25 protein-coding genes and 1 pseudogene are annotated in these 24139 nt (G+C 70.6%); 16 read left to right on the forward strand and 10 right to left on the reverse strand.

Translation table 11 applies throughout. The annotated features are described in order from the left end of the window. Positions 1-36 precede the first annotated feature (36 nt). The 3 genes from BFN33_RS37300 to BFN33_RS37310 form a co-directional block, all read right to left on the reverse strand. Positions 37-1140: an ABC transporter substrate-binding protein gene (locus BFN33_RS37300; protein ID WP_069764607.1), complete on the reverse strand. Its 1104-nt coding sequence runs from the start codon at positions 1138-1140 to the stop codon at positions 37-39. Positions 1141-1271: 131 nt separating this feature from the next. Continuing rightward, positions 1272-2237 (reverse strand): PDR/VanB family oxidoreductase, encoded by a 966-nt coding sequence (locus BFN33_RS37305; protein ID WP_069764608.1) that lies wholly within the window; start codon positions 2235-2237, stop codon positions 1272-1274. A 9-nt stretch (positions 2238-2246) separates the two neighbouring features. Beyond that, positions 2247-3290, reverse strand: a complete 1044-nt coding sequence (locus BFN33_RS37310) for an aromatic ring-hydroxylating dioxygenase subunit alpha (protein ID WP_069764609.1) — start codon at positions 3288-3290, stop codon at positions 2247-2249. A 462-nt stretch (positions 3291-3752) separates the two neighbouring features. Between BFN33_RS37310 and BFN33_RS37315 the strand changes: the two genes are divergently transcribed. Together BFN33_RS37315 and BFN33_RS52775 are read left to right on the forward strand one after the other, a co-directional pair. Then, positions 3753-4145 carry a hypothetical protein gene (locus tag BFN33_RS37315; RefSeq protein WP_069764610.1) on the forward strand — a complete coding sequence of 131 codons (393 nt, stop codon included), beginning with the start codon at positions 3753-3755 and terminating at the stop codon, positions 4143-4145. Between the two features lie 522 nt (positions 4146-4667). Next, entirely contained in the window at positions 4668-4862 is a 195-nt protein-coding gene (locus BFN33_RS52775) for a hypothetical protein (RefSeq protein ID WP_141758026.1), read from the forward strand. Between the two features lie 20 nt (positions 4863-4882). Here BFN33_RS52775 and BFN33_RS55635 read toward each other — a convergent pair. Beyond that, positions 4883-5021 (reverse strand): annotated as a pseudogene (locus BFN33_RS55635) (hypothetical protein); the annotation flags it as partial. A gap of 79 nt (positions 5022-5100) precedes the next feature. Between BFN33_RS55635 and BFN33_RS37325 the strand changes: the two are divergent. From BFN33_RS37325 to BFN33_RS37335, 3 genes are all read left to right on the forward strand, one after another. Beyond that, entirely contained in the window at positions 5101-5523 is a 423-nt protein-coding gene (locus BFN33_RS37325; RefSeq protein ID WP_069764612.1) for a DUF3052 domain-containing protein, read from the forward strand. 91 nt (positions 5524-5614) lie between these two features. Then, positions 5615-6508, forward strand: a complete 894-nt coding sequence (locus BFN33_RS37330; RefSeq protein ID WP_069764613.1) for a glycosyltransferase family 2 protein — start codon at positions 5615-5617, stop codon at positions 6506-6508. Positions 6509-6871: 363 nt separating this feature from the next. Continuing rightward, on the forward strand, positions 6872-10096 hold the full coding sequence (locus BFN33_RS37335; RefSeq protein WP_069764614.1) for a BTAD domain-containing putative transcriptional regulator: 3225 nt from the start codon (positions 6872-6874) through the stop codon (positions 10094-10096). Here the strand turns inward: BFN33_RS37335 and BFN33_RS37340 are convergent, their stop codons facing one another. From BFN33_RS37340 to BFN33_RS37350, 3 genes are all read right to left on the reverse strand, one after another. Then, on the reverse strand, positions 10097-11782 hold the full coding sequence (locus BFN33_RS37340; protein ID WP_069764615.1) for a bifunctional 3'-5' exonuclease/DNA polymerase: 1686 nt from the start codon (positions 11780-11782) through the stop codon (positions 10097-10099). A gap of 55 nt (positions 11783-11837) precedes the next feature. Further along, complete coding sequence (locus BFN33_RS37345; protein ID WP_069764616.1) at positions 11838-12575, reverse strand: Clp protease N-terminal domain-containing protein; 738 nt, start codon at positions 12573-12575, stop codon at positions 11838-11840. Between the two features lie 90 nt (positions 12576-12665). Next, positions 12666-13295, reverse strand: a complete 630-nt coding sequence (locus tag BFN33_RS37350; RefSeq protein ID WP_059209145.1) for a LysE family translocator — start codon at positions 13293-13295, stop codon at positions 12666-12668. Positions 13296-13362: 67 nt separating this feature from the next. On the opposite strand from BFN33_RS37350, the gene BFN33_RS37355 reads away from it, so the two are divergent. Beyond that, positions 13363-14520, forward strand: a complete 1158-nt coding sequence (locus tag BFN33_RS37355; protein WP_069764617.1) for a DUF2786 domain-containing protein — start codon at positions 13363-13365, stop codon at positions 14518-14520. Here BFN33_RS37355 and BFN33_RS37360 read toward each other — a convergent pair. Further along, positions 14492-15034: a DUF4232 domain-containing protein gene (locus BFN33_RS37360; RefSeq protein ID WP_069764618.1), complete on the reverse strand. Its 543-nt coding sequence runs from the start codon at positions 15032-15034 to the stop codon at positions 14492-14494. The two genes, BFN33_RS37355 and BFN33_RS37360, sit on opposite strands and share 29 nt — an antisense overlap. A gap of 88 nt (positions 15035-15122) precedes the next feature. Continuing rightward, the gene (locus BFN33_RS37365) at positions 15123-15626 is read right to left on the reverse strand and encodes a hypothetical protein (protein WP_069764619.1); all 504 of its coding nucleotides are present in this window, start codon (positions 15624-15626) and stop codon (positions 15123-15125) included. Positions 15627-15898: 272 nt separating this feature from the next. On the opposite strand from BFN33_RS37365, the gene BFN33_RS37370 reads away from it, so the two are divergent. The 4 genes from BFN33_RS37370 (at position 15899) to BFN33_RS37385 (ending at position 17496) form a co-directional block, all read left to right on the forward strand. Further along, the gene (locus tag BFN33_RS37370; RefSeq protein ID WP_069764620.1) at positions 15899-16282 is read left to right on the forward strand and encodes a VOC family protein; all 384 of its coding nucleotides are present in this window, start codon (positions 15899-15901) and stop codon (positions 16280-16282) included. Then, entirely contained in the window at positions 16279-16647 is a 369-nt protein-coding gene (locus tag BFN33_RS37375; RefSeq protein ID WP_057612402.1) for a helix-turn-helix transcriptional regulator, read from the forward strand. Before BFN33_RS37370 ends, BFN33_RS37375 begins: the two co-directional genes overlap by 4 nt. Further along, entirely contained in the window at positions 16644-17105 is a 462-nt protein-coding gene (locus tag BFN33_RS37380) for an SRPBCC domain-containing protein (RefSeq protein WP_069764621.1), read from the forward strand. Before BFN33_RS37375 ends, BFN33_RS37380 begins: the two co-directional genes overlap by 4 nt. Positions 17106-17253: 148 nt before the next feature. Further along, a complete protein-coding gene (locus BFN33_RS37385; protein WP_176742548.1) occupies positions 17254-17496 on the forward strand; it encodes a DUF397 domain-containing protein in 243 nt (80 codons plus the stop codon). Positions 17497-17587: 91 nt separating this feature from the next. Here BFN33_RS37385 and BFN33_RS37390 read toward each other — a convergent pair whose 3' ends face one another. Further along, positions 17588-18088 (reverse strand): ATP-binding protein, encoded by a 501-nt coding sequence (locus BFN33_RS37390; RefSeq protein WP_069764622.1) that lies wholly within the window; start codon positions 18086-18088, stop codon positions 17588-17590. Between the two features lie 365 nt (positions 18089-18453). Here BFN33_RS37390 and BFN33_RS37395 point away from each other — a divergent pair, with 365 nt between their 5' ends. From BFN33_RS37395 to BFN33_RS37420, 6 genes are all read left to right on the forward strand, one after another. Continuing rightward, positions 18454-19278, forward strand: coding sequence for a helix-turn-helix transcriptional regulator (locus BFN33_RS37395; RefSeq protein ID WP_069764623.1), 825 nt, complete (start codon positions 18454-18456; stop codon positions 19276-19278). A 141-nt stretch (positions 19279-19419) separates the two neighbouring features. Beyond that, entirely contained in the window at positions 19420-20880 is a 1461-nt protein-coding gene (locus BFN33_RS37400; RefSeq protein WP_069764624.1) for an aldehyde dehydrogenase family protein, read from the forward strand. Between the two features lie 115 nt (positions 20881-20995). Next, entirely contained in the window at positions 20996-21532 is a 537-nt protein-coding gene (locus BFN33_RS37405; protein WP_069764625.1) for a DinB family protein, read from the forward strand. 18 nt (positions 21533-21550) lie between these two features. Beyond that, positions 21551-22192: a PadR family transcriptional regulator gene (locus tag BFN33_RS37410; RefSeq protein ID WP_069764626.1), complete on the forward strand. Its 642-nt coding sequence runs from the start codon at positions 21551-21553 to the stop codon at positions 22190-22192. An 84-nt stretch (positions 22193-22276) separates the two neighbouring features. Then, complete coding sequence (locus BFN33_RS37415) at positions 22277-23230, forward strand: ATP-binding cassette domain-containing protein (protein WP_069764627.1); 954 nt, start codon at positions 22277-22279, stop codon at positions 23228-23230. Continuing rightward, the gene (locus BFN33_RS37420; RefSeq protein WP_069764628.1) at positions 23227-23988 is read left to right on the forward strand and encodes an ABC transporter permease; all 762 of its coding nucleotides are present in this window, start codon (positions 23227-23229) and stop codon (positions 23986-23988) included. Before BFN33_RS37415 ends, BFN33_RS37420 begins: the two co-directional genes overlap by 4 nt. Positions 23989-24139 lie beyond the last annotated feature (151 nt).

The following is a 24139-nucleotide window of genomic DNA, read 5'->3' on the forward strand; positions in this document are numbered from 1 at the left end:
GGTGGGCCGACGGACCGCACCGGTACCGACGGGGCCTCAGACGAGGCTGGGGTTCTCCTTGTAGATCTCATCGATGATCGAGAGGTCGAAGAGCTTGGCGGCGGTGATGTCGAGGCCGCCGTACTTCAGCGTCTTGATGTTCTCCTCGACCAGCTCCGGCGTGATCGTGAACAGCCCGTTCTTCTTGGTGCCGGCGCTCACGAGCAGCTTGCTCTCGTCCGCGGACTCCAGGGTCTGCTCCTTGGTCGTCAGTCCGAGCCCCTTGCCGTACGTCTCGGCCGCGAGCCTCGCGCCGAGCGCCGGGTCGGCGATGCTCGCCTTCCAGCCCTTGATCTCCGCGCGCAGGAACGCCTTGAGCAGGTCGCGCTTGTTGTCGATGGTGTCCTGGCGGACGCAGTAGGTCTCCGAGACCAGCGGGTAGCCGGTGTCGGCGAGCAGCATCGTCGAGACCTTGAAGCCCTTCAGACGCAGGGTGTTCGGCTCGTTGGTCACGAAGGAGAACCAGCCGTCCACGGTGCCCTGGGTCAGGGGCAGCGGGTCGAACTGCACCGGCACCTTCGTGATCTTCGACTCGTCCAGCCCGGTGGCCTTGATGTACGCCGCCCACACGGACTCGTTGCCTGCCTGGACGCCGATCTTCTTGCCGTACATGTCCTCCGGCTTGGCGATCGGGTTCTTGCTCATGGACATGATGCAGAACGGGTTCTTCTGGTACTGCGCGCCGATGATCTTCAGCGGTGCGCCCTTGGCGACGGCCGCGCCGGTGATGTCGGGGGCGCTGATCGCGATGAGCGCCTTCTTGGTGACGACGTCCGTCTCCATCGGCGTCGCGGACGGGCCGCCGCCGATCAGTGTGACCTTCGAGAAGCCCTCGTCCGTGTAGTAGCCCTTGCTGTCCGCGATATAGCTGCCCGCGAACTCGACGTTCTTGATCCAGGACAGCCGCAGCGTCAACTCGCCGAAGCTCTTGGAACCGGAGGAGGACCCGGAGGAGGCCGACGACGAGTCGGAGTCGCCGCATGCGGCGAGCAGCGGGGCGCCGAGCAGCACGGCACCGCCCAGTTGCAGTCCCCGCTTGAGGAAGAGACGACGGTCGGTGGCGGCGAACGCTCTGTCGTCACTGCTCGTACTTCTGCTCATGGCGCACTTTCCTTTCGCTGGCCGGGTGGGCTCCGGCTCGTGACGGGCATGAAGAACACGGGTGGGACGGGGCCTGGACGGTGCCGGGCCGGTCTCCGGTCGGGCGGCGACCTGGGGTCTCAGACCCCGGGTCACAGGCCGAGGAGGAGTTCGGGGGTGCGGGCGCGGGAGCAGCAGATGGTGATCCGGTCGCCTGCCGCGCGCTCGTCCGGGGTCTGGACCTCGTCGCGGTGGTCGGGTTCGCCGGCCAGGATGGGGGTGAGGCAGGCACCGCAGATGCCCTGCTCGCAGGAGAGTTCGACCTCGACGCCATGGGCGGTGAGGACATCGGCGATGGTGCGGTCGGCGGGGACGGGGTAACCGATGCCGGTGCTCGCGATCCGTACGGTGAACTCGGTGGCGACTTCGGCTTTGGCAGGTGAGTGAATTGCCGGGGCGAATCGTTCGGTGTGGATCTGGTCGGGCTGCCAGCCGGCGGCGGTCGCCCTGGCCGTCACGTGGCTCATGAAGCCGTCGGGCCCGCAGACATAGACGGCCGTGTCCGGGTCCGGGGCCAGCAGTTCGGCAGGCAGTTCCGTGCGGATGGTGTCCCCCTGGTCGCTGTGGTGGGCCACTGTCCGCGCTGTGAAGGCGGAGGTCCCGAGCCGTTCGAGCAGCGGGGCGTCCGCCGCGCTGGAGGTGTAGTGGTGCAGGACGAACGGTGCTCCCCGCGCGGCCAGGGTCTCGGCCATCGACAGCAGCGGCGTGATGCCGATGCCGCCCGCGATGAGCACGTGGCGCCGGGCCGCCACGAGAGGGAAGTGATTGCGCGGGGGTGAGATCCGTAGCCGCCGGCCGACGGTGAGGTCGCGGTGCAGGGTGCGGGAGCCGCCCCGGCCGGCCTCGTCGCGCCGTACGCAGATCAGGTAACGGCCGTTTTCCTGGGGGGAGTTGCACAGGGAGTACGGACGGATGAGGGAGGGCCCGAGATGGACGTCGATGTGAGCGCCTGCCTCGAAGGACGGCAGGGCTCCTCCAGCCGCTGCCCGGAGCTCGTAACTGTGGCTGGTGGCGGAGGCGAGGGAGATCGCGTGGACGATGACGTCGAGGGTCTTCACGGCGGGCCCCTACGCGGTGAAGAAGTGGCTCAGGCCCAGGTCGCGCAGTCCGCGGCGGTAGGCGATGGAGCTCCGGTCGGCCGGGATGTGCACTTCGAGCCTGGGATCCAGGGGGAGGTTCTCGGGTTTCTGGACCTCGACGATGGCCCGGTCCTCCTCGAAGACCGTGCGGTTGAAGTCGTATACCGCCTGGACGGGTTGGTCGGTGTCGAAGTTGCGGGCGATCGGGGCGAACATGCGGGTCCGGCGGGCCGACACCGGTGAGGCGGCGTTCATGATGTTCAGCAGCCCGCCTCCGGGGAAGTGCACCACCAGCGTCGCGGTGAACGGCAGGTGGACGTCGAAGTGGCGCAGCCAGCGGAAGCCGGGAGGGGCGTGCTTGTCGCTGCCGTGCGGGTAGTTGGAGGCGGTGCTCCAGTAGTCGACCGAGAACCCGTGCTCGTGGCGGACCGGGGCGTAGTCGGGCACCAAGGTGTCGTGCGGGTCTCCGAAGGAGTTCAGATGCACGAAGCCGAAGTGGGCGACGTCCAGGAAGCCTTCGAGCTGGCGGCCGGCGAACGCGGCGATGTCGATGCTGGGGCAGTTGATCTGCTGGAATCCCTCGTCGTCCCAGTGGGCCATGGCCGGGATCACCGGGTCGGCGTCCGGGGCCGGCCGCAGGCAGGTCCACACCAGCCCGTAGCGCTCGACGACGGGGTAGGTCCGCAGGTTCAGCCGGGACGGGATCTTCGACTCCGGGTGCGCCGGCACCTGCACGCACCGCCCACCGTCACCGAAGCGCAGCCCGTGATAGGCGCAGGTGATGCCGGTGCCGTCGCCCGCGCCGAGGCTGAGCGGTACGCCCCGGTGCGGGCAGATGTCGTGGGCCACCACCACGTCGGCGCCCACCCGGTAGGCGACCAGGGTCTCGTCGAGCAGGCGTACGGCGGTGGGGGCGTCGCCGATCTCGCTCGATCGGGCGACCGGGTACCAGTGCCGGGCGAGGATCGCCCAGTCGTCGGCGTCGAACGTGCAGTCCCGGGGCAGGGCAGGCCGGAGCGGAGCAGTGGTCATGCGAAGGTCCTTCTACGTGGCGCGGCCGATACGGCCCGGCAGGCACCTGTGAGGCGCACACGCCAGGACGGCGGCGTAGGAGAAGTGCGTGGCAAAAGCGTGCGGCGACAGGTCGATCTCGAGCGACACCGTGGACCGGGCAGGGCACCGGCCGTGATCATCGGTACGAGGTCAGGCGTGAGAGCCCCCGGACGCAGGATGTGAACCGTGCGCCACGCGTCCGCGTGTCCAGGCCGACTGGTGGACACGGCACCGGAGGTCCGTGCCGCACTCGCTGACAAGGCTCATCGCGCTTCCCTCCGTGCTCAGTGCCGACTGTCTGTCGCCGGACGACCAAGCTGAGAGTGACCCACGGAGATTGCCCAGTCATTCCATGTTTGTTACTTATGCATTCCGTGCCCGGTTTTGATCAGGGATGCCGAAGCAAGCCCTGCGGCGGATGACGGGAGGTGCACACCAGCCATGCTGAGAGTCGGTTTTGTCCAGGAGTTCTTCGAGGGTCCGGTCGGTCTTCCGGGAATTCATGAACTCACGCGTTCGGACGCCGGGGCGTGGCAGGACATCGCGGCTTTCGCCGTCGCGTATCTCACCGGATCCCCGGTGGTTGCCGAATACACCGAGACCGAGCAGTGCCTGCTGGGCTGTGGCGAGAATCTCGTTGGCTGCTCGTCATTGTTCACCGACGGCTCCTGGGTCTGGCGCCGCGACCTTCAGCACTACGTGGGACGCCATGGCGTGGTGCTGCCGTCGGAATTCGTCGAGCGAATGCGCGAGTTCGGCTGGAAGCCGCCTGTCGACGTCATCGATGCGTCGGTGGCGCGCCTGGCATTGCAGACCGCCTGGCAGGTCGACTGATGCGGAGGGGGACGGTGAAGTGACAGGCCCAACAGCGTTCCGTTGGCACCGAGACCCCGCTCGACGTGCTGCTGCGCTGGACACGGATCCGGCGCCGCACCCCCGCGCGGGACATCGTCGACTTCGACGGCGGCAGCCGCTGCGGGTCGTCGGTTCACCCGGAGCATCGGCGGGGCGGTCAAGGTCCCGGCCGGCAAGGGCAGGCAGATCGCGCGGCTGAGGCAGGGCCACCTCCGTCCCGCCGCGGGTGAGCCGCCGCCCGCGGGCGGGAAGGTCCGGCCGGCACCGACGTTCGAGCGGTACGAACTCGTGTATGTGAAGCTTCAGTTCAACCGCCACACCTACGTCGACAAGATGTCCACGCAGTACTCGGCCTTTGTGGAGGACCGCGTCGAAGGCCTGCCCCGGAGCGGGTAGCGATGACGCCGGGCCGCTGTTTACGCGTTACCGCCAAAAACCGCCCGCCCGCTTTGGCGGCTCGCCGCCCTGCGCCGCCGATCGGGATCCGGCTAACGTCCCGGCATGAGGCGACGCAAGCGCATCGGAACGAGCCGTGCCGTGTCCTTACGACGTGTGCGGGACAGGTCGATCCAGCGGCGGGAGGACGTCCGCTCCGGCGGCTGGAGCAGACGGTTCGGGCGCCGGGCCGAGCAGGCCCGGCCCTGGCTCCAGTTCTTCGCGGATCTCGCCACGCTGCTCGCGCGGGTGGTGCGGTAGCCGGTCCCGGGCCGCCCGGTCTCGAGCCTCTCGCCGTTCGACGCGAACATGATCGGCTTGCCGGTGATCCGCCGGATCGACAGGGACGCACCACCGCGGGCGTCGCCGTCGGCCGACGCCGTCGCGGAAGGACTCGGCGGTGTTGACGGCGTCCTGACCGCCGTGTCCGCACGGACATCCTCCGCCCCGGCCGTCACCATGGGGTGGACGAGGCTGGACCAGTGCGCGGAGGTGCCGTATGTCAGTGACCGGGTCGGCGGGCGGCTACTCCGCCACGCCCCTCGCCAAGAAGCTCGGCATCAAGGCGGGGCACCGGGTACGGCTCGACGGCGCGCCCGACGGGTGGGACATCCCCGGGCTGCCCGACGACTGCGATGTCGCCGCCGGCGGCTCGCACGGCGCGGATGTCGTCCTCACCTTCCATCGCGAGTACGCGCGGCTCGCGGCCGCCGCTGACGGACTGGTCGCCGGCCTCGCGGACGACGCCGCATTGTGGATCGCCTGGCCGCGCAGAGCCGCCGGGCACGTCAGTGACATCACCGAGAACGCCCTGCGGGAGGTATTCCTGCCGCTCGGTGTCGTCGACGTGAAGGTCGCGGCGCTCGGGGAGGACTGGTCGGGGCTGAAGTTCGTACGGCGGAGGGAGAACCGGCGGAGCTGACACGGGGTGACCCATACCTGAGAAGTCCTTACCGTGAACGGCTAGCATCGCGCCGGTTGATGGCCGTCGGACGAGTGGACGAGGTGGGGACATGGGCGCGCCGAGGATCGCCGTGGCCGTGGTGACCATGGGGAACCGGCCCGACGAGGTCGACGCCCTGCTGCGGTCCGTGGCCAAGCAGGACATCGCCCCGGACCGGATCGTGATCGTGGGCAACGGCTGCCGGCTCCCCGAGTTCGCCGAGCGGCTCTCCCTGCCCGGCGAGGTCACCACCGTCGACGTCGAGGAGAACCTCGGCTGCCCCGGCGGCCGGAACGTGGCGCTCGCCCGGCTGCGCGACTTCGGTGACGTGGACGTCGTAGTGGAACTCGACGACGACGGACTGCTCGTGGACGCCGATGTGCTGCGCCGCGTACAGGAGTTGTTCGCGACAGACGAGCGTCTCGGCATCGTCGGTTTCCGTATCGCCGACGAGAGCGGCGAGACCCAGCAGCGGCACGTGCCCCGCGTCGGTGCCTCCGATCCGATGCGCGGCGGCTATGTCACCGGGTTCCTGGGCGGCGGGCACGCCCTCCGCATGGCCATGCTCGCCGAGACCGGAGACTGGCCGGCCGAGTTCTTCTTCGCCCACGAGGAGATCGATCTGGCCTGGCGGGCCGCCGACCGCGGCTGGCACATCCTGTACGCGCCCGAACTGCTGCTGCAGCACCCGAGGACCTCACCGGCCCGGCACGCCATCTACTACCGGGTCAACGCCCGCAACCGCGTCTGGCTGGTGCGCCGCCGGCTGCCCCTGCCGCTCATCCCCGTGCACCTCGGCGTGTGGACGGCGCTCACCCTGCTGCGGACCCGGTCGGCGAGTGGACTGCGCGCCTGGTTCGGCGGGTTCGTCGAGGGGCTGCGGGAACCGGCCGGTGAACGGCGGCCGATGCGGTGGCGAACGGTGTGGCACCTCACCCGGCTGGGACGCCCGCCCGTGATCTGAGGGCTCGCGGTCCCCAGGACAGGACGAGGGTCCCGGTCGTTCACCTCCGCCGACCGGGACCCTCTCGCGTCCCACGGATCCGGCCGCGACGGCGACACTCCCCCGAGTTGCGCGTCGTACGCGCGCGCCCTCGGGCCAGATCCGAGGTGGTGATCACATCAGGTTGCGCCAACAAATCGCTAACATTGGCCAACACATCTAAATTTCGGTGTTCGCCCGTTGGCGTGAAGTCGACGGCGTCGATGGGGAACTGACTGTGTGCAAGGCCGGGGACGGTAGCGGATTACGGCAGCGGCCTGCGTCGGACGGCTGGCGGGAAACCGCCGTAGAGAGGGCGGAAATCCGCCAGAAACGGGTGGCGTGATGGGGGGCGGATCGCAGTCGGGGCTGCGGTTCGGACTGCTCGGGCCGCCGGTTCTGTACGACGGCCACGGCGGGGCCGGAGTGCGTGTCGTCGGCAGCCGCAAGCAGCGGATCCTGCTGGCCGCGCTCCTCCTCGAAACGGGCCGGGTCGTCTCCGCCGAGACCCTCAAGGACGCCCTGTGGGGCAGCACCCCGCCGGCCTCGGCGAAGGCCTCCCTGCACAACCACGTCTCCCGGCTGCGGCGGCTGCTCGACGACCCCGACCGGCTGCGGGCGATGGCCCCCGGTTATCTGCTGCGTGTCGCGCCGGGTGAACTCGACGTCCAGGTCTTCGAGAGTCACGCCACCCGGGCCCGCGGCGCCCATGCCGACGGGAACTGGGCCGAGACCATCCGGGCGTGCGCGGCGGCGCTCGCGCTGTGGCGGGGCGCGCCCCTCAGCGGGGTCCCGTCCGAACTCGCCGGATACGCCCTGGTCCAGCGCCTGGAGGAGGCCCGACTGCTCCTCCTGGAGTGGCACTACGACGCCGAGCTCGCCCTCGCCGACACCCGGCCGGGCGCCCTCGTCCCCGAACTCGCCGCGCTCGCCGCCGAGCACCCCCTGCGCGAGTCCTACCACCGCCAGCTGATGCTCGCCCTCCACCGCACCGGCCGCCAGGCCGAGGCCCTCGCCGTCCACCGCGACCTGCGCACCCGCCTGGTCGAGGAACTCGGCGTGGAGCCGGGCCCGGGGGTCCGCGAGGCCCATGTGGAGGTGCTGCGCGGGGGAGACGGCGGGGACCGGACCGGAGGAGAGGGCACAACAGGACGTTCAGACAGGGACGTTGACTTCGGCGAGCCACAGAAGGAGAGCCTGTCGACCCCTCCGGGTGCGCTTTCCCCTGGCGCTACGCGCGAAGAAGCCCGGCCCGGCCCCCGTCCGTCGCACCCCGCCGCCGATCCGCCGTCCTCCGTCGCCGCCCCCGAGGACGAGACCCCCGTCCCCCTGCCGCGCCCCGCCCAACTCCCCCCACCCCCCGGCCACTTCACCGGTCGCGCCACCGCCCGCGACGACCTCCGCGATGCCCTCACCCTCGGCGGCGGCCCGGCAGTCGGTGTCATCAGCGGTATGGCGGGCGTCGGCAAGAGCGCCCTCGCCCTGCACGTCGCCCATGGGCTGCGGGAACGTTTCCCTGACGGCCAGCTCTACGTCAATCTCCAGGGCGCCACCCCCGGAATGACCCCCCTCACCCCGGCCCAGGCCCTCACCGCCCTGCTCCGCGACCTCGGCGCCGACCCGCGCAGCATTCCCGAACACCCGGACGCGGCGGCCGCGTTGCTGCGCTCGCTGCTCTCGCCCACCCGCACGCTCATGGTCCTGGACGATGCCGCGAGCGCCGCGCAGGTACGGCCGCTGCTGCCGGCCGGCGCCGGCTGCGCGGTGATCGTCACCAGCCGTTCCCCCCTCACCGCCCTCGGCGACGCCCGCCGCTTCCCGCTCACCCCGCTCTCGGCCGAGGAGAGCGCGGAGCTGCTGCGCGCGGTGTCGGGCCGGGACGGCCGCATCACCCCCGGCGCCGACGACGGCCCCGCCGACCACCCAACCCCGGTCACCTACGATGCCGGCGCTCCCGCCACCCCCATAGACGCCACCCACCCCCTCATCGAACTCACCGGCCGCCTCCCCCTGGCCCTCCGCGTCGTCGCCGCGCGCCTGGCCGCCCGGCAGGCCCTCACCCCTGACGTCCTCGCCGACCAGCTGGCCGCCACCGAGGACCGGTTGCGGCATCTGGAGTACGACGACCTCTCGGTCCGCCGCTCCCTGGCCGTCGCGCACGACGCCCTCGCCGCTTCCGGTCGCCGGTCCGACCGCGACGCCGCCCTGGCCCTGTGCCGCATCGGCGCCCTCGACCTGCCCACCTACGGCGTCCCCCTCGGCGCCCGCCTCCTCGGCACCGACGGCACCGACGAGACCCGTGCCGAGGACGCGCTCGACCGCCTCGTCGACGTGGCCCTCCTGGAGGAGACGGCGTACGGCCGCTACGCCCCGCACGGTCTGGTCCGCGACTTCGCGCGGGAACTCGCGGGCACCGGTCACACCCCGGACATCGCCCGCACCGCCCTGCGCTGGTACGCGGCCGTCGCCGAACGCGCCCTCACCGCGATCGCCGAACCCGGCCTCGACCTGGAGGACCGCCGCCGTCCGACCGCCGCGCAGCCGCCGGAGCACGCGGCACATGTGCTGGCCATCCCGCCGTTCCCGTCCTCCGAGAAGGCCTTCGCCTGGGGCGAGTCGGAACTGGAGAACATCGTCGTCCTGGCCGAACGGCACACGGACACCCCCGACGAGCGTACCGCCGCCCATGTGTCCACCCTGCTGCGCCTGCTCTCGCCCTTCCTCCAGCGCAGCGGCCGGGTGGCCGAGACGGAGGTCCTCGGCCGGGCCGCGCTCACGCTGGCGCGGCGGCTCGGTGACGAGGCGGCCGAGGCGTGCGCCCTGGGCGACCTCGCCGGACTGCACTTCCTGACCGGCCGGCACAGCGAGGCCCTGGCCCTCAACGACCACGCCCTCGCGATCTGGCGGCGGCTCGGCGCGGACTCCTGGACCCGCCGCTGCCTCAACAACCGGGGTCTCCTGCTCGAAGGCCTGGGCCGGTACGCCGAGTCGGGTGAGGCGCTGCGGCAGAGCCTGGCCTACTCACGGCAGTTGGACGATCCCTTCGGCGAGGCAGTGGCCCACAGCAATCTGGGCAACCTGTACGAGCACACCGACCCGCGCGCCGCGATCGAGCAGCACCGCCGCTCGCTCGCCATCGGTGAGGAGACCGGCAGCGTGGTCGTCCGGCACTCGGCACACTGCAACATCGGCTACGCCCACCTCACCCTCGGCGAACCGGCCGCCGCGACGGCGCACTTCGAGGAGAGCCTGCGCATCCTCGGCAGCCCCGGCGACTGGCACGGCGAGTCGCAGAGCCGCCTCGGCCTGGTCCGCGCCCTGCGCCTGATCGGCCACGGCGAACGCGCCGCCGCCGAGTGCGCGGAACTGCTGCGCCGCGCGGACGCCCGCGCCGACCGCTACACCGGCGCCCTCGCCCGCCACCAGCACGGACTCCTGCTGCGTGAACGGGGGAGAGCGGAGGAGGCGTACGAGCAGTGGCGGGCCGCTCTGGACGCGCTGGACGGGACGGACGAGAAGACGGTGCTCCAGGAGCTCATCGCGCTGCTCGACGACTCCGGCCTGCGGTGATCACTTCGCGTCGGCATAGCACTCCACCACCGCCGTCGTGAACGGAAACCGCACCGGTGTCTCGCCGAACGTCAGCCGCCCGGCCAGGTCCGACGCCTCCCTGATGGCCGCCACGACCGCCTCGGTCTCCTCCTCGGGACAGTGCACGATCACCTCGTCGTGCTGGAAGAAGACCAGCTCGGCCGCCATCCGGGAACAGGCTTGCCGCAGCGCCGCGAGCATCAGCAGGGCCCAGTCGGCGGCGCTGCCCTGCACCACGAAGTTGCGCGCGAAGCGACCGCGGGCGCGGGTGTTGGTGGAGGCGTACCCGGGTCCCCAGCCGTCTTCCACAGGTCGCTCGACCGGGTCCTCCTGCGGGATGCCCGCCTCCTCCGCGTCGCCCGCGCCGGCCGCCGGCGGGCACGTCCGCCCCAGCCAGGTCCGCACCAGCCGGCCCTCCTCGCCCGCGCGGGCCGCGTCGTCGACGTACGCCACCGCCTTCGGGAAGCGGCGTCTGAGCGCGGCGAGGTTCTTGAGCCCGTCGCCGGAGGTCTGGCCGTACACCGCGCCGAGTACGGCGAGCTTGGCCTGGCCGCGGTCGCCGGAGAAGGCCCGGTCGGAGACGGACTGGTAGAGGTCGCTCTCGCGTCCTGCCACCTCCATGAGCCCGGGGTCGCGGGAGATGGCCGCCAGCACCCGCGGCTCCATCTGGTCGGCGTCGGCGACGACGAGCCGCCAGCCGGGGTCGGCGACCACCGCCCGCCGGATGACCTTGGGGATCTGAAGGGCACCGCCGCCATTGGTGACCCATCTGCCCGTGACGGTCCCGCCCGCCAGGAACTCGGGCCGGAACCGCCCGTCCCGCACCCAGTCCTGGAGCCAGGACCAGCCGTGGGCGACCCAGATGCGGTACAGCTTCTTGTACTCGATCAGCGGCTTCACGGCCGGATGGTCGACGGACTCGATCTCCCACCGCCGGGTCGACTTCACCTTGATGCCGGCCTGCGCGAACGCCTTGATGACGTCGGCGGGCAGATCGGGCCGCACCCGGCGCCCGAAGGCCTCGGACACCTGGTCGGCCAGCTCGGCGAGACGCCGGGGCTCGCCGCCTCCGGCATACCGCTCACCGAGCAGTTCGTGCAGCACCCGGCGGTGCGTCTCGGCGCTCCACGGCAGCCCGGCGCGGTTCATCTCGGCGGCCACCAGCATCCCCGCCGACTCGGCGGCGGTCAGCAGGCGCATCCGGTCGGGGTGCGCGGTGGCGTCGTGCCGCCGCTGCTGGTCCGCGTAGACCTCGGCGAGGTCGGTCAGCGGCACATGGACGCTCTGCGGCTCGAAAAGGGGTGACTGCGAGCCCGGTTCGGCCGCGCGCTGGGGCGGGTCGGGCGGTACGGGGCCGTCACGCAGCCGGGCCAGGGCGGCGGCGGCCGAGCGGGGCTCGCCGTAACGCCCCGCGTGGCCCAGCAGGAGGGTCTCGGCGTCCTCGATGTCGTAGCACCGCTCGACCCGCACCCCCGCGGCGAGCAGACGCGGATAGATCTCGGCGGTGGACCGCCACACCCACCGCGCCACCTCCGGCCGCCCCCGCACTGCCGCAGCCGGGTCCGCCTCCCACCGCACCGGCCCGGCGGGCAACCCGTCGGGACCGAGGGCGGCGACCTCCACACCACCGTCCTCGGCCGGCGCGAGAGCCCAGCGGTCGGTCATGATTGCGAGTGTGGCAGGAGGGTCTGACAACGGACCTTCCAACGAACCGGGTCCCTCAGCCCTGCTCCCCCTGCGGCTTCAGGTACCCCTCCAGCTCCTTGGCGAGGGCAGCCTCCACCGGGCCTTTCCCGATGCCGAGAGCGGACAGGACCCCGGTGCCGTGTTCGAACTCCAGCAGGGCCAGCAGGATGTGTTCGGTGCCGATGTAGTTGTGGCCCAGCCGGAGTGCCTCGCGGAAGGTGAGTTCCAGGACCTTCTTGGCGTCGGAGCCGTAGGGGACGAGCTCGGGGACCTCGTCGGCGGCCGGCGGGAGCGCCTCGTTCGCGGCCCGGCGGACGGCGTCGAGGGTGACGCCCTGCGCGACGAGCGCCTTGGCGGCGAGGCCCTCCGGTTCGGCCAGCAGTCCGAGGACGAGGTGCTCGGGACGGCCCTCGGGGTTGCGGGCGGTGATGGCCGCGTTGTGGGCCGACATCACCACGTTGCGGGCCCGCACGGTGTACCGGCTGAAGCCCTGGTCGGCGGCCAGGTCCGTCGACTCCCTGGGCACGAACCGCTTCTGCGCCGCCTGCCGGGTGACTCCCATGCTCCGTCCGATGTCGGTCCAGGAGGCACCCGAACGCCGTGCCTGGTCCACGAAGTGGCCGATCAGATGGTCGGCCACCTCCCCGAGATGATCGGCGGCGATCACCGCGTCCTGCAGCTGGTCGAGGGGCTCGACATGGACCTTCTTGATGGCCGTGATGAGGTCGTCGAGCCGTACGGATGACGTGATGTTGTCGGGGTTGGTCGTCATGTGTCAACCGTAGGTTGACGCATGCGGGGCGTCAACCCTTGGTTGACATCTGGAGGCGTCCACGCGCGCGTGCCGCCGCTGCTTCGGCCGCTACTTCGGCGAGGACACCACCAACCGCACCGCCAGCCCCGTGAACACCGACCCGCTGAAGATGTTGAGCCCCCGTGCCACCCGCCGACTGCGCCGCAGCAGCGCAGAGAGCTTCCCTGAGAGCAGCCCGGTCAGGCCGTCCACCACGACGCCCATCACGGTGATCGTGAGCCCGAGCACCAGGAACTGCCCCCACACATGGCCCATCTCCGGCGCCACGAACTGGGGCAGGAACGCCACGTTGAACAGGATCACCTTGGGGTTGAGCAGATTGGTGACGGCCCCCTGCCAGAAGGCCCGCCGCATCCCGGGACCGGCCGGCGCCCCGTCCTCACCCGGCACCGAACGGTCCCGGAACGCCTTCACCGCGAGGTACAGCAGATAGGCCGCGCCCGCCCAGCGCAGCACGTGGTACAGCGTCGGCAGAGCCTGGAACAGCGCCGAAAGACCGAGCGCCGCCGCGACCGTGTGCACGAACATCGCCGAGGCCACCCCGAGCGCCGCCATCACCCCCGCGGCGGGCCCGCCCCGGCCGCCCATCGCCACGATGAACATCATGTCGGGACCGGGAGTGACACAGAGCGCGAAGGCGGCGACGAGAAAGGCCGCGTAAAGAGACATGTCCACCATGCCGCCCATGCTCGAAGCGGCACGCGCGCGTGGGCGACCCATTTTCGGGGAGTGAGACGATCGCTCCGTGAGCAGCAGTAAGAGCAACAGCGCGAGCGACAGCCAGGACGGCACCGTCGACCGCGCCTTCCGGGCCGCCCTCTACTCCGACGACGACACCGCCCTGGACACCGGCGCCTCCGTCCTCGCCGCCGACCCCGAGGCGGACACCGAACTGGCCCGGCGCGGCGCCGAGTTCGTGGCGCAGGCCTGGCGGCGCGGCTGGCAGCCCGCCGATGTCGTACGGATCGTGCGACGCGAACTGGACGACCCCCACGTACGCCTCGCCGCCGCCCTGATCAGGGCGCAGGCCCCGGACGACCGACCGCGCGGCCACCGCTGGGCCGCTCAGCTGGCCCAGCTGGAGGAGCCCGACGAGAACACCGCCCGCCCCGACCGCTTCACGCACGCCACCGCCGTACTCGAGCTGTACCGCCTGCTGCTGCGCCTGCCCGCGCTGGAACCGCTGGAGGAACCCCGGCAGGAGCACAAGGGCGACGCCCGCATGCTCGGCCGTATCCGTGCCCTGCTCGCCAAGGCGGAGGCGACCGGCTACCCCGAGGAGGCGGAGGCCCTCACCGCCAAGGCGCAGGAGCTGATGGCCCGGCACAGTGTCGACGAGGCGCTGCTCGACGCCCGGGCGCCCGCGAAGGACGCCCCCGGCGCTTGCCGGATCGGGGTCGAGCCGCCGTACGAACAGGCGAAGGCGGTGCTGCTCGACGCGGTCGCCACCGCCAACCACTGCCGGGCCGTGTGGAACGAACCGTTCGCCTTCTCCACGGTCGTCGGCTTCGAGGGCGACCTGGCGGCGGTCGAACTGCTGTACACCTCGCTGCTCGTGCAGGCGCAGTCCGCGATGGCCAAGGCGGAGGCGGCCCAGCGGGCGGGCGGCCGGGCGCGTACCAAGACCTTCCGGCAGTCCTTCCTCGCGGCCTACGCCCACCGCGTCGGTGACCGCCTGCGCACCGCCGCCGAGGCCCCGGTGACCGACGACCTGCTGCCGGTCCTCGCCTCCCGCGAGGTCGCCGTCACCGACCGCTTGGACCGGATGTTCCCGCAGACCACCACGACCCGTCTGCGCGGTGTCAGCGACGAAGCGGGCTGGACCGAGGGCGCCCGGGCCGCCGACCGGGCGCAGGTCGGAAACCGGCCCCGGATCAGTCCCCGACCGGAGAGAAGGCGCTGACCGAGGCGTTCGGGTCACCGGCGTTGTCGCTGCGGCCCTGGACCGGGCCGTACGACCACTTGTAGCTCTTCGCGGTCCCGGCCCCCGGCAGAGCGATGTCCAGCGTCTTCACGTCGAGGCTCGCCTTGGCGCCGGCCTCACCGCGCGTGTATGTGAGGGTGAAGGTGGCGGCCGTGCCCTTGGCCAGGGTGACCTTCGTGGACTTCGTGCCTTCGCCGGGCGAGACGCTCGCCGACGAGTCCGTGGCGTTCAGGTCGATGCCGGGGAAGCCGTCCAGCGTGCACTCGGCGCTCTGGTTGGTGAGCGTGACGGGGATGTTGCCGGTGTCACCGGCGGCGGGGGCGACGTTGGCGGGTCCGACCTCCACGTCCATGGCGCCGATCTTGCAGGTGGTGCCGTTTCCCGGGCTCGCGGCGGCGCTGTCGTCACCACCGGAGCCGGAGCTGTCACTGGAGCAGCCGGTCAGGAGCAGGGCCGCGGCGAGGGCGGTGACGGCGAGGGGGGCGGCGCGCATGTGAAGTCCTCTGATGTGAGCGATCCGGTGCATGGATCATCACGCATGACGGGGCGCCACGGTTGCCCGCCCCCACCGACGCCTTCCGTTACGACCCCGAGCTCACCGTCGGGAACGCGCTGGGCAGCTTGCCGCCGTCGGCCCGGGTGTAGGTCTCGGCGCCGATACCGCCCTCCCAGTTCACCTTGAGGGTGTCCTTGCCGACCGACTGGACCGTCCCGTCCGCCCGGTCCTTGCTGCCGTCCGTGCACTTGAGGCGGATCGCGTGGGCACTCGCGGAGCCGCTGCACACCGTGCCGCCGGTGACGAAGAGCCCGGCCTGGTCGCCGTTGACCAGCAGTGCCACGGCCTTGCCGCCCGTGGTCGCCAGCCAGCTGCCCGCCACCTTGCCGGACGCGGAAGACGTACCGCCCGTCCCATCGGAAGCCGAGGCGGACGCCGACGGCGAGACGGCCGTACTGGAGCTCGGCGACGGCTCGTCGTCCGAGCCGCCGCCGCTGCACGCGGTCAGGACGAGCGCGCCCACCAGTCCCGCGACCGCGAGCCCGGCCCGCCGACGCGGCGCAGTGCGCGAGAGGATCGCCGTAGTCACTGGAGGCTCCAAGCTGTAGTGGTCGGCCGAACGGACCGCAGCAAGCTACCAGCAGGACCCGTGAGAGCTACCAGGAGGATTCGCGGACACCTGGCAGATATCCCGCGTGCGCCTGTTCCCGCAGCCCCACGCGGAGGCTGCGCCGCAACTCCTATGCGGGGGTCTGAAAAGTCACTGACACTCCGTGCGATCAAGAGCGCCAGGTGAGGCCTCATAGGTAGGAGATTCCCTACGCTTGACCCGTAGGGAATCTCCTACCTATCATGCCGGGCATGACCATCACCCACGCCTCCTTCGTCACCCTCCCCGTCTCCGACCAGGACCGCGCGCTGCGCTTCTACACCGACGTCCTCGGTCTGACCGTCACCGCCGACCGGGACCTGCCCCGGGGGCGCTGGCTCCAGGTCGCCCCCGAGGGCGCGCAGACCGTCTTCACGCTCTCCGGTCCGGGCATGGGCGGCTTCGAGCCCGGCTCGGCCCGGGGGATCATGTTGGTGACGACCGACGTCGACGCGGACTGTGCGCGGCTCGCGGAGGCCGGGACTCCCGTCCAGGGACCCGACGAGCTTCCGTGGGGCCGCATGGCCTCCTTCACGGACCCCGACGGCAACGGTCTGATGCTGCTGACGGAGGCACCAGTAGGAAGGCCGGCATGACCGCATCCGGGGCCGTCGAGGCCGGGACCACCGAGGCCGACGCGGACCGCGTCTTCGCCGCGCTCGCGAGCGCCGTACGCCGCGAGGTGCTGCGGCTGCTGCGCGACGGGGGGCCGCAGCCCGTCCAGGCCCTGGCCGACCATTTCGACATGCGGCGCCCGAGCCTGTCCGAGCATCTGAGGGTGCTGCGGGAGGCGGGCCTCGTTTCCGAGCAGCGCTCCGGCCGGCAGCGCATCTACCGACTGGAGGCGGCCCCGCTCGCCGAGGTGCAGGACTGGCTCCATCCGTACGAGCGGTTCTGGCGCGGCCGGCTGAAGGACCTGGGCGCCCTGCTGGACCGTATGCCCGACGATGACGTGACATGAGCAACGCACCCGACGAGGACCTCACGGTCATCCGCGTCGACCAGTTCTTCCCGCACCCGCCCGCCAAGGTCTGGCGCGCCCTCACCGACCCCGAGCTGCTCGTGCAGTGGCAGATGCAGGGGGCGCAGGCGTTTCGGCTCGAGGTCGGACACCGGTACACCATGACGTCCGTCCCGCGGCCGAACTCGAACTTCTCCGGCACTGTCGACGTGGAGGTTCTCGCGTTCGAGCCGCAGCGGATGCTGAGCCTCCGGTGGACCGACACCGATCCGGCCAGCTCCGCCGACTGGACGGTCACATGGAAGGTGGAACAGGAAGGGCGCGGAACGCGTCTCTTTCTAGTGCACGAGGGTTTCGATCCCGACGATCCCGCTCAGCTGATGGCCCGGACGATCATGGACGGGGGCTGGCGGTCGCATGTGATGCGAGCTCTGGGGCACACGATGGAACGAATCTAGCGCCCCACACGTCACATCTGTAACCACAGGAACACCCCTCGTGCACGTGCATCTGCTCATGCGTATGCACGTGAACAGAGCTATGATCCGGACCAGTTGACCGCTGCATCACTGGCCACAAGGCCACCGCACCACCGGGGAGCGACCTGTGGACCTCGACGTGTACAACGGCATGACGGCCACGGCTCTGCGCGGGGTGGCCTGGCAGAAGAGCCGGCACAGCAACTCGCAGGGTTCCTGCGTGGAGTTCGCGCGCCTGCCCGACGGGGGAGTTGCGGTTCGCAACTCCCGTTTCCCGGACGGCCCCGCGCTCGTCTACACGCGCGCGGAGATCGAGGCGATGCTCCTCGGCATCAAGGACGGCGAGTTCGACCACCTGATAGCGGGTTGAACCCCGGTCACCTGTGGGTGACCGGGGGTAACTGCGTCAGTGCGCCGTGTAACGCGCGTAGAACCGTGGCGTCGTAAAGCGCCGCGATGTGTCACTCGGCGGAAGCCGCGGCCGGACCGGCGTGCGGCTGGAGCCGGAACAGCGCCCAGACCATCTTGCCGCCCAGCGTCCCCGCCATCGGATGCCAGCCCCAGCTGTCGCTGAAGGAGTCGACGAGAAACAGCCCGCGCCCGGACTCCGCCGAGAAGTCGTCGGAGTCACGCGCGATCGGACTGTCCTGGCTGGGGTCGCGCACCGCGCACACCAGTCGCTCGGTCCACCGCAGCAAGTGCAGCCGCACGGGCGGATTCTGCTTCTCCGGGTGCGCGCCGGTCACCGGCACCGCGTGCCGCAGCGCGTTGGTGACCAGTTCGGAGACCACGAGACAGATGTCGTCGAAGTGGTCGCTCAGCTCCCACTGGTCCAGCGTTCTGCGGGTGAACCTCCGTGCGTCGCCCACCGCTTCGTAGCGGGCGGGCAGCGAACAGGAGGCGGCGTCGGACGCGGCCGCAGGATCCAGCGGCGGAAGGCCCTGCCGTAACGGCTCGAGCATGGTCGATCCATTCATCCCCATGCGAGGCACTCCCGGGAACTCGCGGTCGTTGCGATGCAGCGGTTGCGCGGGACCATGGTTTCGGATGAGCGATGCAGATGCAAGGTGCAGATGCACGTGCAGCTGACCGAATTGGACCCACCCGTACCGCTTGTTGGCCATTTTTTCCGCCATCTTCTCCACTACTTCTTCTCTCTTCCTCCCCTCTACCGGTCTCGGCCCTGTGCAGAATCTTTGGCTTCTTTCCATATCTGTAATCGGACGAGTACTGCTCGGAGTGTTTTAGTGGCAGACTCTGGCCCCTGAAGACGTTGGGGAGGCTGGCGAACGTGAGCGCGGGAGAGCCCGGATCGGTGGTGCGGCGGATGCTGCTCGGCTCGCAACTCAGGCGACTGCGGGAAGCGCGGGGCATCACGCGCGAGGCGGCGGGCTACTCGATCCGCGCGTCCGAGTCGAAGATCAGCCGGATGGAGTTGGGCCGGGTGAGCTTCAAGACGCGTGACGTGGAGGACCTGCTGACGCTCTACGGCATCACGGACGAGCAGGAGCGGAACTCACTCCTCTCCCTCGCCCGCGAGGCCAACGTCGCGGGGTGGTGGCACAGTTACTCCGACGTCCTGCCGAGCTGGTTCCCCACCTATGTGGGCCTGGAGGGTGCCGCCTCCCTCATCCGTGCCTACGAAGTGCAGTTCATCCACGGCCTGTTGCAGACCGAGGCGTATGCACGTGCAGTGGTGCGGCGCGGTATGAAGGGCGCGAGCGAGGCGGACGTCGAGAAGCGCGTGGCGCTGCGTCTGGAGCGGCAGAAGTACCTGGCCGACGACAGCGGTCCCGAGTTCCATGTGGTGCTCGACGAGGCGTCCCTGCGCCGGCCGTACGGCGACCGCGAGGTGATGCGCGGACAGCTCCAGCACCTCATCGAGATCTCCGAACGCCCCAACATACGGCTGCAGGTCATGCCGTTCGGCTTCGGCGGCCACTCCGGTGAGAGCGGCGCCTTCACGATCCTCAGCTTCACGGAGTCCGATCTGACGGACGTCGTCTACCTGGAGCAGCTCACCAGCGCGCTCTACCTGGACAAGCGTGAGGACGTCACGCAGTACGAGAAGGCGCTGAAGGAACTCCAGCAGGACAGCCCGGGTCCGGACGAGAGCCGTGATCTGCTGCGCGGTCTCCTCCAGCTCTCCTGAACGCGCGGGATCTCCGCCAACACTCCCAGGGTTCTCCCCAGAAGATTGCTCAGCGTGCCCAACTGGCGTGCCGCGCAAGTACGATGACGTGTGATCAGACCGTGACGTTGATCGTGTGTCTGCTAGTGATTTGGGGATCACATGTCGTCGTACTTCACCGACCTGGCCCAGCAGTACATCGACGGTGAGTGGCGCCCGGGTACGGGTTCCTGGGACATCATCGACTTCAACCCGTACGACGACGAGAAGCTGGCGTCCATCACGATAGCCACGGTCGACGAGGTCGACGACGCGTACCGGGCCGCCGCCCGTGCGCAGAAGAAGTGGGCCGAGACCAACCCCTATGCCCGCCGCGCGGTGTTCGAGAAGGCGCTGCGCCTGATCGAGGAGCGCGAGGGGGAGATCGCCGAGGCGATCATCGCGGAGCTCGGCGGCACCCGGGTGAAGGCCGGTTTCGAACTCCACCTCGCCAAGGAGTTCCTGCGCGAGGCGATCCAGCTGTCGCTGCGCCCCGAGGGCAAGATCCTCCCCTCGCCCGTGGACGGCAAGGAGAACCGCGTCTACCGCGTCCCGGTCGGTGTCGTGGGCGTCATCAGCCCCTTCAACTTCCCCTTCCTGCTGTCGATCAAGTCGGTCGCCCCCGCGCTCGCGCTCGGCAACGCCGTCGTCCTCAAGCCGCACCAGAACACGCCGATCGTCGGCGGCTCCCTGGTCGCGAAGATCTTCGAGGACGCGGGGCTGCCCGGCGGTCTGCTCAACGTCGTCATCACCGACATCGCCGAGATCGGCGACGCCTTCCTCGAGCACCCGGTCCCGAAGGTCATCTCCTTCACCGGCTCCGACAAGGTGGGCCGCCACGTGGCCACCGTCTGCGCCTCGCACTTCAAGCGCTCGGTCCTCGAACTGGGCGGCAACAGCGCCCTGGTGGTCCTCGACGACGCCGACCTCGACTACGCGGTCGACGCCGCCGTCTTCAGCCGCTACGTCCACCAGGGCCAGGTCTGCATGGCCGCCAACCGCGTCCTGGTGGACCGGTCGGTCGCCGAGGAGTTCACCGAGAAGTTCGTCGCCAAGGTACGGACGCTGAAGGCCGGCGACCCGCGCGACCCCGAGACGGTCATCGGTCCGGTCATCAACTCCTCCCAGGCGGACGCCATTTCGGCTGCCGTCGAGCAGGCACTCGCCGACGGCGCGACGGCCCTGGTGCACGGCACCAGGACGGACAACCTGGTCGAGCCCTCCGTCCTGACGGACCTGCCCGCGAACTCGCCCCTTCTCAAGCAGGAGCTCTTCGGCCCGGTCGCCCTCCTCGGCACCTTCGACGGCGAGGAGGAGGCCGTCCGTCTGGTCAACGACACCCCGTACGGTCTCAGCGGCGCCGTCCACACCGCGGACATCGAGCGCGGTGTCGCCTTCGCCAAGCGGATCGACACCGGCATGTTCCACGTCAACGACGGCACCGTCCACGACGAGCCGATCGTCCCCTTCGGCGGCGAGAAGCGGTCCGGCATCGGCCGCCTGAACGGCGACACCATGCTGGACTCCTTCACCACCACCAAGTGGATCTCGGTCCAGCACGGCCGGAGCGGCTTCCCCTTCTGACCTCCCGGACACGACCGCTGCCGCGGACCCTTCAGGACCGAACCTGTCCTGAAGGGTCCGTAACTTCATGGGTGTCGGGGGAGAGGCCCCCCGAGTCCGACGAAAGGCGGCGGTCATGGTCACTCACGTTCCCGCGGAGAAGTACGGCGACGAGCGCGGAGCGCTCCTGACCTTCCTGGAGGAGCAGCGCGGCGGGATCCGGCGGTCGGTGCTCGGGCTGACGCACGAGCAGGCCGTGAGCCGGCCGAGCGTGAGCGAACTCTCGCTGGCCGGGCTGGTCAAACACGTCGCCGAGACCGAACAGGGCTGGATCGCCCGCGCCAAGGGCGAGGAGCCTGCTGTGCACCGGGACCCGTCGAACTGGCACGAGTGTTTCGCCCTGGTCGACGACGAGACCGTCGCGTCGCAGCTGGCGTACTGGGAGAAGGTCGCCGCCGAGACGGAGGCGTTCGCCCGCTCGGTGCCGAGCCTCGACGACACCTTCCCGCTCCCGGACCAGCCCTGGTTCCCGCCGGAGGGCCGGGTCTCCGTGCGCTGGGTGCTGCTGCACCTGATCCGGGAGACGTCCCGCCATGCCGGGCACGCCGACATCATCCGCGAGTCCCTCGACGGGAAGACCGCGTTCGAGCTGGTGGCGCTCGCCGAAAGGTGAGGCCATAACCTGGACCGCATGTCAGCGATCCGTCTTCTCGTGCTCGGCGCGGTGCGCCAGCACGGGCGGGCCCACGGCTACCAGGTGCGCAACGACCTGGAGTACTGGGGCGCGCACGAGTGGTCCAACGCCAAGCCCGGTTCGATCTACCACGCCCTGAAGCAGATGGCGAAGCAGGGACTGCTGATCGAGCACGAGACGGCGCCGTCCACCGCGGGCGGTCCGCCGCGCACGGAGTACGAGATCACGGAGGCCGGCACCGAGGAGTGCTTCAGGCTGGTGCGTGAGGCGCTGACCTCGTACGACCAGAAGATGGACGTCAAGTCGGCGGCCATCGGCTTCATCGTCGAACTGCCGCGCGCCGAGGCCGTGACGCTGCTGAAGGAGCGGATCCGCGGGATCGAGGCGTGGCGCTCCTCCGTCACCGAGCACTACGTGCCCGAGGAGGGCCCGGAACAGCTCGGCCACATCGGCGAGATCATGAACCTCTGGATCCACACGGCCGACGCCGAGGCCGAGTGGACCCAGGGGCTCATCGCCCGTATCGAGGGCGGGGCGTACACCTTCGCGGGGGAGGGCGCCCCGTTCGTCGGTGTCCTCGCCGAGGGCGAGGAGAACCCGTACGCGACGGGGGAGCGGCACCCCGGGGACGCTCACTAATCAAGCTTGACGAATGCGGGCCCCGGCGTTACTTTCGACATGTAGTCAAGTTTGACTACATGTCTGTTCCTGGAGGATGCCTCGATGACCGACGTGATCGTCGCGGAAGGCCTGCGGAAGCGGTACGGCGACAAGGCCGCCCTGGACGGGCTCGACCTAAGAGTCGCGCGCGGCAGCGTCCACGGCGTGCTCGGCCCCAACGGCGCGGGAAAGACCACCCTGGTCCGCGTCCTGTCCACCCTGTTGCGCCCGGACGAGGGCCGCGCCGAGGTGGCGGGCCACGACGTGGAGCGCGGGGCCTATGACGTACGGCTGCGTATCGGCCTGCTCGGCCAGCACGCGGCCCTCGACGAGGAGCTCGGCGGCCGCCAGAACCTGGAGATGTTCGGCCGCCTGTACCACCTGGGCGCCCGCCACGCGCGCGTGCGCGCCGACGAACTCCTGGAGCGCTTCGACCTGGCCGACACCGGACGCAAGCCGGTCCGCGCCTACAGCGGCGGCATGCGGCGCCGCCTCGACCTGGCCGCTTCCCTCATTCGCGACCCGGAGGTGCTGTTCCTGGACGAACCCACGACCGGCCTCGACCCGCGCGGCCGCGCCGAAGTCTGGGCCGCGGTCCGCTCCCTGGTCGGCGGCGGTACGACGGTCCTGCTGACCACGCAGTACCTGGAGGAGGCCGACCAGCTCGCCGACCGCATCTCCCTCGTCGACCGGGGCCGGATCGTCGCCGACGGCACGGCGGACGAGCTGAAGGCGCGCACCGGCGGCGACCGCATCGACGTGGTCCTGCGGGACGGCGGCCAACTGGGCGCCGCCGTCGCCCTGTTGCCCCTCGACGCCTCGGGGGTATCGGTCGACCCCGACCGCCGGCTGCTCAGCGCCCCGGTCACCGACCGGATGGCGGCGCTCTCCGGTGTCGTACGGGCCCTGGAGGCGGCCGGAATCGAGGCGGAGGACGTGGTCCTGCGCCGGCCGACGCTGGACGAGGTGTTCCTGCACCTCACCGGTGACGACCACCGGGCGAAGGAGGCCGTGTGAGCACGTACGCGCTGACCGATTCCTGGACCATGACCCGGCGCGAACTCGCCCACTGGGCACGGCAGCCGGTGCGGGTCCTCGTCGGGCTGGTCTTCCCCGTGATGCTGCTGCTGATGTTCGGCTATCTCGTCGGCGGCGGCAGGGGCGTCGAGGGGGAGTACGTCGACTATCTGGTCCCGGGGATGCTCGCGCTGACCATGGCGTTCGGGCTGGAGGCGACCATGATCGCCGTCACCCAGGATCTCAACAAGGGCGTGATCGACCGCTTCCGGTCCATGCCGATGGCCAACGGGGCCGTGCTCGTGGGCCGTTCGGCCGCCGACATGCTCCAGTCCGTGCTGAGTCTGGCCGCGATGATCGGCGTCGGCCACGCGATCGGCTGGCGGGTCCACGGAGGCGTCGGCGGACTCCTGGCCGCGGTGGGCCTGTTGCTGCTCTTCCGGTTCGCGATGCTCTGGATCGGCATCCATCTGGCGATGGTCGCCGGGAAGCCGGAGATGGTGCAGGCCGTGCAGATCCTGGTCTGGCCGGTCGGGTTCCTGTCCAACGCCTTCGCGACCCCGGACTCCATGCCCGGCTGGCTGGGCACGGTCGTCGACTGGAACCCGATGTCCCAGACGGCGACGGCCGTCCGGGACCAACTGGGCGGCCCCGGCGGCGAACCGGGTCACGCAGGGGCCGCCGTCCTCTGGCCGCTGGCCCTACTGGCGGTGTTCTTCCCGCTGGCCCTACGGCGGTTCGCGCGCCTGAGCCGCTAGACGTATGGACCCGCAGGGTTGTTCACCCGGCTGATCGGTGGCCGGTCTCCGGCTCCTCTCGCGCGGGGCCGCGGGCCGACCAGGTCCAGCGCCCACGACTTCGGCACGACGAGCCTGATGCACCGCACGGTCGGCACCGCATCCGTGGCCC

Origin of the sequence: Streptomyces sp. LUP47B, from assembly GCF_001746295.1 — a bacterium.
GTDB lineage: Bacteria > Actinomycetota > Actinomycetes > Streptomycetales > Streptomycetaceae > Streptomyces.